9 protein-coding genes are annotated in these 9,576 nt (G+C 43.6%); 4 read left to right on the forward strand and 5 right to left on the reverse strand.

The window, feature by feature from the left end; translation table 11 throughout:
- The coding region (locus F6K20_RS12020; RefSeq protein WP_287294825.1) for an AAA-like domain-containing protein at nt 1–1,484 on the reverse strand (1,484 nt) is incomplete at its 3' end.
- A 48-nt stretch (nt 1,485–1,532) separates the two neighbouring features.
- Between F6K20_RS12020 and F6K20_RS12025 the strand changes: the two genes are divergently transcribed.
- Nucleotides 1,533–1,718: a hypothetical protein gene (locus F6K20_RS12025; protein WP_287294827.1), complete on the forward strand. Its 186-nt coding sequence runs from the start codon at nt 1,533–1,535 to the stop codon at nt 1,716–1,718.
- On the opposite strand, the gene F6K20_RS12030 is transcribed toward F6K20_RS12025, so the two are convergent.
- Together F6K20_RS12030 and F6K20_RS12035 are read right to left on the reverse strand one after the other, a co-directional pair.
- Nucleotides 1,687–2,982 (reverse strand): AAA-like domain-containing protein, encoded by a 1,296-nt coding sequence (locus tag F6K20_RS12030; protein ID WP_287266093.1) that lies wholly within the window; start codon nt 2,980–2,982, stop codon nt 1,687–1,689. The two genes, F6K20_RS12025 and F6K20_RS12030, sit on opposite strands and share 32 nt — an antisense overlap.
- 718 nt (nt 2,983–3,700) lie before the next feature.
- On the reverse strand, nt 3,701–3,934 hold the full coding sequence (locus tag F6K20_RS12035) for a hypothetical protein (protein WP_287266089.1): 234 nt from the start codon (nt 3,932–3,934) through the stop codon (nt 3,701–3,703).
- A 935-nt stretch (nt 3,935–4,869) separates the two neighbouring features.
- Here F6K20_RS12035 and F6K20_RS12040 point away from each other — a divergent pair.
- The gene (locus F6K20_RS12040; protein WP_008190174.1) at nt 4,870–5,160 is read left to right on the forward strand and encodes a TRADD-N-associated membrane domain-containing protein; all 291 of its coding nucleotides are present in this window, start codon (nt 4,870–4,872) and stop codon (nt 5,158–5,160) included.
- Between the two features lie 63 nt (nt 5,161–5,223).
- Here the strand turns inward: F6K20_RS12040 and lexA are convergent, their stop codons facing one another.
- Nucleotides 5,224–5,856: a transcriptional repressor LexA gene (lexA, locus tag F6K20_RS12045; protein ID WP_287266088.1), complete on the reverse strand. Its 633-nt coding sequence runs from the start codon at nt 5,854–5,856 to the stop codon at nt 5,224–5,226.
- Between the two features lie 144 nt (nt 5,857–6,000).
- On the opposite strand from lexA, the gene F6K20_RS12050 reads away from it, so the two are divergent.
- Nucleotides 6,001–6,264 (forward strand): hypothetical protein, encoded by a 264-nt coding sequence (locus F6K20_RS12050; protein ID WP_154659959.1) that lies wholly within the window; start codon nt 6,001–6,003, stop codon nt 6,262–6,264.
- On the opposite strand, the gene argF is transcribed toward F6K20_RS12050, so the two are convergent.
- Nucleotides 6,250–7,170, reverse strand: coding sequence for an ornithine carbamoyltransferase (argF, locus tag F6K20_RS12055; RefSeq protein ID WP_008190182.1), 921 nt, complete (start codon nt 7,168–7,170; stop codon nt 6,250–6,252). The genes F6K20_RS12050 and argF overlap by 15 nt on opposite strands.
- Nucleotides 7,171–7,726: 556 nt before the next feature.
- Between argF and F6K20_RS12060 the strand changes: the two genes are divergently transcribed.
- Complete coding sequence (locus tag F6K20_RS12060; RefSeq protein WP_008190184.1) at nt 7,727–9,361, forward strand: alpha/beta hydrolase; 1,635 nt, start codon at nt 7,727–7,729, stop codon at nt 9,359–9,361.
- Nucleotides 9,362–9,576 lie beyond the last annotated feature (215 nt).

Below are 9,576 nucleotides of genomic sequence, written 5' to 3' on the forward strand. Positions count from 1 at the left end.
TCTAAAATATAACGCCCTTTCCGTTCTAGTCGTGTGCCTAATTGGGCTTCCTTTATTTCTTGTCTAGCTTTGATACCAGTCACCACCGCCACAATTGCCACAACTAAGGACAAACCCAGTACAATTCCCCCTCTGCGTATGGTTCGCTTAGCTTTCTGTTGAGCTTTGGCTAATATTTCACTAGCCTCTTTCTCAGCCGCTGCCAAAGCCTTTTGGACTTCTCGCTTATCTAAAACCTCACTAGCTCTTAAGAACTGGGAATCCAAATGGCTTAAGGCTTTTCCACTAGACCATTGTTCGGCCTGCTCTAATGCTTTCCCGCGCAACAGTCGAGAGTCATCGTTACGCCCAGAATCAACCCAAGCGGTAAACGCCTCAGCGTAGGGGCGCAGTCTGGCCAATTCTTTCTTGACCCAATCGGGTCCGAAAACCTCCCCATAAATCCGGTTATTAACCTTTAAACAGCCATGACACTCAACCACCAACCCCGATAGCCTTAATTCCGTTTGTTCTTCACTCCCATCAGCAGCTATACAACCGTGATCCCACACTTGCTGATACAAACCCAACAGCATACCAGCCCGTTGCTCATTTCTGAGAATGCGATCGCGTATAGTCTTCAAATGCTCCGGTTCATCCTGGGTTTCCCAATTTTCAATGATCTGGGTACGCACTATCTGTTCTACGGAAAGACTATTTCCCGATGCCCAGGTCTCGACCACCAAACGACACAACCGCTGAGTCAGAAAGGGTTGTCCCCCCGTCCAGTTTACTATCTCACCTAAAACCTGTTCAGGATTATCCACCTGGCCTACCAAACCCAGAACCAAAGGCTCTTTGGCTTCCTGAAAGGTAAACCCAGTTAACTGAATATCCCGACCAATATTAAAGGGGGTGCGCTGTTTATCCTGAATTAAATCTGCTGCAGTTGCCACCCCGAGCAAACAAAACCTTAGACGATTGTAGGCTGGATTTTCGGATCTTTGATTATAACACGCCCTAATTAAGGCAAATAAATCATCTTTAAACGTAACTTTAATAATACTATCAATTTCATCGAGAAAAATAACAATCGGTTGACTTATTTCTTCTAGGATAACCGACTCAATAAACTCATCTAACCACTGCACTGGTGATAATTGTTCACGCTCTTTTAACCAAGGGATTAGCTTGATTTTTTCCTTTAATTTAAAACTAGTAACCAGACTTCTCATCAAACTACCATACCACTGCTGGGAGGTTACTTGATTGCCAATCCTGGTCACATCAATAGAGGCACAAGCTACTCCCGCCTTTGTTAGCTTTTCCATGGTTCGTAGCCGCAAACTGGACTTACCCATCTGTCGGGAGTTCAGCACATAACAAAACTCCCCAGCCATCAATGCCTGATAAAGCTCGTGATCAGCTTTTCGGGTCACATAAGTGGGCTCATCTTGAGCTAAACTCCCCCCTACTTTGTAGATTGTTGATTGTTGATTGGTCATTTTTGGATAGGGAACAGGGAATAGGGAACAGGGAACAGTGTGGAGAGTGTGGGGCGGGGGCGCGGGGAGTGTGGGGCGGGGGCGCGGGGAGATGGGGGAGTAACGCAACCTACGCTACTCCTATTGCCTATTGCCTTCCCCTCCTGGGAGGGGTTAGGGGTGGGTTCCTCTTGCCTATTGCCTCTTCCCTACTCCCTACTCCCTACTCCCTACTCCCTAAAATGCGATCGCTAAAATACTGACGATACAAATTACATCTCAAACTACAATCATTCCCATGGCGTTGAACCAGTCCCATACTTTCCAACTTGCGAGTTATATTAGCATCTAGGCGCACCGGCTTGGCTGTACTAACTAATAGTTTAACAGCGTCCAGCAATTGGGGATGCTCTTGAATACTAGTTAAGAGTGAGAGCAGATGACTGCGATAAATTCCTGCTTCTGTGGGGGCTAAATCCAAAAATTTATCCAGGGTATTTTCTACTGCTTGGTGATTATTCATATGATAAAAAGCTTGGGACAATAAATAGGGATGTCCCCCAACCATTGCCATCAGCTTGGTTATTGAATCCACAGATAAGGTCAACCCATAACTCTCGGCAAACTCGTTAACCTGCTGAGCATTAAACTCTAGTAACTCTATAGGTACTCCCACATTAAACGGCGACTTATTGATATCTAAATCAATATAAATTTCCGTGGCATGACCCACCACCAAGCGCAGTTTTTCCCAACTATCCTCAAACTTACCACTCTCATGCCAACTACGGAGCAAGGGCAGAAATCCTTCCGCAATCTCTTGATGCTGAAACACTCGATCAAGGTCATCCAAGCACAACACTAATGGACTTTCTAAAGAGTCTAACAAATACTCTTCAAAGTAGGCCGTGCAGTTGTCTACACTGGTAAAAAAACTATCATCCCAATAGGTCTGCAACTGATTGGCCAATTTCAGTTTGTTACCAACTTGTCCACAAAACGACTTTAAAAATATATCTAAATTAGTGAAATCTAGCCCATTCATGTTTAAGTAAACCCTGCCATAAACCTGTTTTTCGTCATGGGCGATAATCTTATGAATCAGTAAGGTTTTGCCCATCAGTTTCGGCGCTTTAATCCGAATTAACGCTGCTGGTTTAACAATTTCCTGATAACAACGAGCTTCCATGGGTGGGCGCTCAATATAAATCTCTTGATCAGCTCTAGGTCGAGACGATGACAACCCGCACTCTTTTAATACTTGTTCAGCCACTAATTCCGGCTTATAGGTATTAACGATTTCAACTAAGTCACAACGACTCTTACAACCGTTAGCTTCAATATCAAAGTCTTGATAGATTTGTTGAATATGCTTTCTTACACTAGAGTCATGAGTGGCATCTAGCACTTTGTATTGGATTTCTTTATCTTTCTTGCCGCCCACCACCGCCTCCAACACTTGTCGCCTTTTCCAAGGCATGGTCTTGAATTTTTCCTGGAAGGCTTCTTTACTAATCATAGGCGATCGCTGCTTGTGCCCTAGGTAGTCCTATAGTTAGTTTAAAGTATTGTTGATGATTTCATCAAGATAGAGACAATAATTTCACGAAGTTTTTTTTAGCAGTGAAAAAATAATCACCGAGATTTTCTTGGAGTTTCACTAATGTGAAGATGTGAAGAGCCGTGAACTAACGTGAAGTTTGTTCGTAAGCATTCAGCTATCAGCTATCAGCTATCAGCTATCAGTTTATGCGCTACGGGCACGCTACGCGAACAGCCAAAGGCCAACGGCTGACCGCTGACCGCTGACTGCTGACGGCTGATAGCTTACCAAAAAAAATTCGGTCAAGTTTTGGTTAAGCAATTCTTGACCGAATTCTAATATATAAGCCATTACAAGTATTGCTGAGCTAATCAGCTGATCAGCTATCAGCTGATTAGCAATCAGTTATCAGCTTATTAGCTATCAGCTTATCAGCAATCAGCAATCAGCTATTAGCCATTCGCGTAGCGTGCGCGTAGCGCATAGGCTGACGGCTGACGGCTGACCGCTGACCACTGAATGCTTAAGTCAGCAACTGATCCAAAACAACAACATTCCAACTTCTAACTCAGTAAACTAACCTCCACAAAACAAGTTTCACTTATGGTCGCCAGGGCGTCAAAACCCTGTCTTGATGCAGTCGCTCATGGGGGAAACCCCCAAGACCGCGCTGCATCGCTGGCAAATTACTATCCTAGTCTACATAAAAATAGCGAATCAAGCTGCTCATAACCTCACCGGGCTTCCCCGTAGGCTCGGGAGTGCTCCACTCATCGGGGTAGGCGTACTTAAGGCCATAAATGGCAAGAATTGTCTTCCGAACTTGTTCAGGAGAACCAACCAATAAGTGCTTGACTTTCTTACGTTTGCGACCAGGGTTTTCTGGGGTGTTATTGTCATTGGAGTTAGGCGGAATGTTGTTGGTCATGAATCGTGACTCGTGTAAATTGATTATATTATTAATATATTTATAAATTAATCATTTGTCAAGGTATTTAGAGATTTTTTTTTATTACGAAATATGGAGATTGTGGAGAGTGAAATAAATCGTATAATCGTAGGGTGGGCAGTGCTTGATAGCAATTTCAAAGCTTGTAGTAGCTTTAATTGGCACTGCCCACCAGCAGAAAATAAATTGTAAAATATAGTAAAATGAATCGTAAGTTAAAATGAATCGTAGGGTGGGCAGTGTTCCTATATTTTTTTTTAGCTTGTAGTCAGTAAAATGAATCGTAGGGTGGGCAGTGCTTGATAGCAATTTCAAAGCTTGTAGCAGGTTAAATCGGCACTGCCCACCAGCAGAAAATAAATTATAAAATAGTAGTTGTATAAATTTTTGCTAAAATGAATCGTAAGGTGGGCAGTAATCATACCAATTTAAAAGCTTACCATCGGGATTATACTTACTGCCCACCCTACATCAACTACTCTGCCCACCAACAGAAAATTAATTGTAAAATAGAGTAAAATGAATCCTAGGGTGGGCAGTAATCATACTAATTCCAAAGCTTACCATCGGGATTATACTTACTGCCCACCCTACATCAACTTCTCTGCCCACCAACAGAAAATTAATTGTAAGATAGAGTAAAATCAATCGTAAGGTGGGCAGTAATCATACTAATTCCAAAGCTTACCATCGGGATTATACTTACTGCCCACCCTACATCAACTACTACCTATTCCCTAGTTTCACGATTTTTTAGAAAGCAGTGAACAACTAATCACGGAGATATTTTTTGATATTCACCAATAGTAAAAATCGTGAACTAAGTGAACTTTGAAATCACAAATTACTAATATTAATTTATTGAGCCTATAGTTGGAGATAAGAGGGTTACTCAACTAAAGGCTGAATAAATCATGTCTAAATCAAACAAAGAATCTGACCCAGAAACCACCTACTTTAACGAGCGCATTCGTCAAGCCAAGCTTGCCTTTAACTTGCTTGTCGGGGCTACAATTATAAGCGGGATTGTGGGTCTAATCGGGGCAGGATTATTAATGTCCAACAAGCTATCTGATGGAATAGTTACTACCAGTGTGGGATTAGCATCAAGTATGCGTTTTGTTAAGCTAGCTAAGGATGCTAATGACCGGCTAGATGAAGCGATTAGAGAGGCAGAAGAGGAAGATGATAATGAAGAGTCGTAGAGACTAATTATAGCCCAGGGAATAGGAAACTCTGTTCCCTATTCCGGACAACTGTTGGGAAGTCTAATGTATCGCTGCTGGTGTTAGATGCTGCTCATATCCCCGCCAGACACCAACTAATACTCCTTGAACCTGAACATGTTTTGCCATCACTTCTATGGGGTGGTACTTAGCATTAGAGGGTTTGAGAGTAACTTTGTGACCCTTACGATAGAAACGTTTCAAGGTTGTACCATGTCCATCCACCCGTGCCGCGACAATTAAACCATTCTTGATGTCATCGGGATCAGGCACTGGTCGCATAATCACCACATCCCCTTCTGCAATTAAGTCTTCGATCATGCTGTCTCCAGTAACCCGCAGAGCAAAGTTACCTGGTTGGTGGAAGAAGCCAGATATATTCAACTCCTCAACTGTGTCGGTGAAGGGTTCCACTAGGCCCCCGGCTGCGATCGCTCCTAAGACAGGAACTCCCAAATTAGAATGCCGCAGCAGCCTAATCGTCCGGGCTTTTCCTTCCGTCCAATCAATATATCCCTTACTACGCAAATGTTCCAGCCTACTCTGAATCGGTGCTGGTGAGCGCAAGTTCATTGCTCTCATCATTTGCCGGATCGAAGGGGCATGGTGTGACACCCGAATATAATTAACCAGCCAATCGTAGAGTTCTTGTTGAGCAGATGTGAGGTTTTCCATAAGACTCTTGACAAAAAATGGTCGTTCTTAGTGATTGCTCTATAGAACATTGGTACTATCAACTATTGTCATTTGTCCAGAGTATTGTTCGGTTTTGGAGGGTGGTAAGTGTGTTAAGTGTGGGGAGATGGGGAGAAACCGGAGATGGGGAGAAACCGGAGATGGGGAGAAACCGAAGATGGGGAGAAACCGGAGATGGGGAGTCATAGCATTTTTCCTAGCTATGAAGTAAACAGGATTTTTTCCCGATTCCCGATTCCCGATTCCCGATTCCCGATTCCCGTTCCCCTCCTGGGAGGGGTTAGGGGTGGGTTCCGACTCCCGACTCCCGACTCCCTACTCCCGATTCCCGATTCCCTACTCCCGATTCCCTATTCCCTATTCCCTTACCATTCACTCAACCCCTAAAAGACTGACCAGTAAAGCTTTTTGAGCATGTAAACGGTTTTCGGCCTGGTCCCAAACACGCGATCGCGAGCCTTCGATTACCTGGTTTGTAATTTCTTCTCCCCGGTGAGCGGGTAAACAGTGGAGTACAATTGCTGATGGGTCGGCATGGTCTAACAACTGTTGATTAACTTGATAAGGCTCAAAAATTGGAATTCGCTCCTCAGCTGAAGCTTCCTGACCCATACTTGCCCAAACATCAGTATAAATTACTTGAGATTCCTTGGCAGCAGCTATTGGGTCATTGGTAACCATTACTTCTGTGCGGCTAGCTGCGGTTTTCAGGGCAAGCTCACAAATAGCACTATCAGGTTGATAAGCTGGTGGTGTGGCGACTCTGACATTCATTCCCATTAGAGCGCAGCCCAACATTAGTGAATGAGCGACATTATTACCGTCGCCAACATAAGTCAATGTCAAACCAGCCAGTGTTCCAAAGCATTCCTGAATCGTTAACAAATCGGCTAAAATCTGACAGGGATGCTCCCAATCAGTCAAAGCATTAATAATTGGAATCTTGGCATATTCAGCAAAGGTTTCCAACTGTTTTTGCTCAAAGGTACGAATTGCTAGAATATCCAAATACCGATCTAACACTCGCGCTGTATCTACTACCGGTTCTCCACGACCAACTTGGGTGACATTGGGATTTAAGTCAATCACCTGACCGCCTAGTTGGTACATAGCTACGGAAAAACTAACCCGTGTTCGTGTGGAAGCCTTATAAAACAATAATCCCAAAACCTTATTGCACCTAGGATTCCACTGACCTTTTTTTAACTTAGTGGCTTTATCCAATAGTTCCTGAATGTCACTAGCACTGAGGTCTGTGAAGCCTAGAAAATCGCGTCCTTTTAACGTATTCATGTTCTGTATTCAATGAGTAAACTAGTTTCCCATAGCCACAGTTATACACACAATTGCCCAGAAAACAAAGTGTACTATTTACCTGGAATGAGCACCTTATAGCTCCCCAGTTTTTGTTAAGATGCACCATCTTAAGACGCTATCATATTTATCTTAAAAAATCATAGCCATTCTCCCAAAAAAGACTAAAAAACTAGTTAGTCTTTTCTAGGAAAACAACCTTGAATCTTGGCTAGAGTTATTCACTCTACCACAAAATTTCGCTATAACATAATCCCAGTCTATTTAATCTAGCCCTAAATGTCATCAAAAATTGACAAATCCTTATTAAATAATACAAATGTCTGGCCCGATTCAGCACTAGGGAGTGGGGAGTCGGGAGTGGGGAGTCGGGAACAGGTAGTAGCGCTATAGTATTTACATTTGAGATGTGAACAAATAATGAAATGCGTTAGGGAACACAAAACTCCGGATACATAACAATATTAGGTAATACAGCGTTTTTTGTATTAGAAAAAATGACAATCTAGTTTTACAAATCATTTGGAAACCCTATATGTTCAGATTCGCAAAAGGTAAACCACAAACTAGACTAAGATGGCTGCTGCTGAATCTAGGATTGTTGGTCACCCCAGTGATGATTTATGCACCAGTTGAGGCAGCAGAGAAAATCTATATTTCCTATGGTCCAATCGAGTTTTCTCTACCGATCGCAGCTCTAGAAGTTTATGCGACAGTTGGCAAAGTTGAGCCATCCTTAGCTTTCTATGCGGGGTATGTAAAGCCGGAAGAATTCAAACAACTGCGGGAGGTCTTAATCACTCCCATTGATGTCACACCAGTAGCGATCGCTCAATTCCTCTACTCACCTCAAGGGGAAATAATTCTACAACGGGTAGGTGAAGTCATACAAACCAAAGCTCGTCAACCCGGTTTCTATGCCATTCGAGCTGCTTTAATCAAAGCCGCTTTTAAGCCAGAAGGGTTGACGATTTTGAATGTGTTGCAGGAATTTCCGACTTACGGCATTCGGATTAACTCACAACGGGGTTTTGAAATTATTGATGACTTATCGAAGCTGATTCAGCAAACCCAGATCGCCATTGCAGCAGTGGAACAGGCATCAGAGCAGGAAGCCGCAGCCCAGACAGAGCGAGGTTTATCCGATTTTTCCCTAGACTTACGGCAACCCGGTTCAGTCAACTATGCCAAGCAAACCATTACCTTCGATCACCTCAGCCGTCGCCGAGAGTTTCCCGTTGACTTGTATTTGCCAGAGTCCCCAAGGGAAGGGTTAGCACCAGTGATTGTTATTTCCCACGGACTGGGTTCAGAACGGAAGACATTTGAGTACTTAGCCCGTCACCTGGCATCCCATGGATTTGCTGTGGCTGTACCGGAACATCCAGGCAGTAATGCGGATCAAATACAGGCTTTGTTAACTGGTCTTGCCAAAGAGGCAGCTCCACCATCAGAATTTATTAACCGTCCTGTGGATATTAAGTTGTTACTGGATGAACTAGAAAGTTCCTTTAAAGGGCAGTTAAATTTGCAACAGGTGGGAGTATTAGGTCAGTCCTTTGGGGGTTACACATCCTTAGCTCTTGCTGGAGCCGAGATCAATTTTGAGCAATTGCAAAAGGATTGCGCTCCTTTAAATCAGGATACCTTGAATATATCCCTACTACTTCAGTGTCGTGCCTTTGACTTGCCACCACAGGACTATCAGTTATCGGATCAACGGATTAAAGGTGCGATCGCAATTAATCCAATTACTAGCACAGTCTTAGGAAAATCCCAACTTAGCGAAATTCAAGTGCCGCTGATGGTAGTCGCTGGTAGTGGTGATACCATAGCGCCAGCGTTACCAGAACAGATTCAACCCTTTACTTGGCTGACAACTCTACAGAAGTATCTAGTATTGCTCAAGAGAGGAACCCACTTTTCCACCCTCGCCCCATCAGAAGATGATGTCCCCTTACCTGAGGCAGTGGTTGGTCCTGACCCAACTATTGCTCAGGAGTATATGAAGGCATTGAGTTTAGCATTTTTCCAAACCTATATTGCTGGTAAATCAGAGTACCAAGCTTATCTGAGTGCTGCCTATGCTCAATCCCTTAGTCAAGAGCTGATGCCCTTGAGTTTGCTGACAATTCTCGATCCTCTGGTACGGGAAAAAGCGGGGTTGTAAGGTAAGAATTTAGCGGTCAGCGGTCAGCGGTCAGTGGTCAGTGGTCAGTGGTCAGTGGTCAGCTTATTTGATTCAAAAGCTGTTCGATGTAGCCTGCCCTATAGGCATAAGCTAATAGCACCTCAAGTAGCACCATCTGTAGCGCTTAAGCTGGTAGCACCTCAAGTAGCGTGTGCGTAGCACATAAGCTGATAGCTTACTCAATTATTGATTTA

The sequence above is a fragment of the Moorena sp. SIO2C4 genome (assembly GCF_010672485.1).
Taxonomy (GTDB): Bacteria; Cyanobacteriota; Cyanobacteriia; order Cyanobacteriales; family Coleofasciculaceae; genus Moorena; species Moorena producens.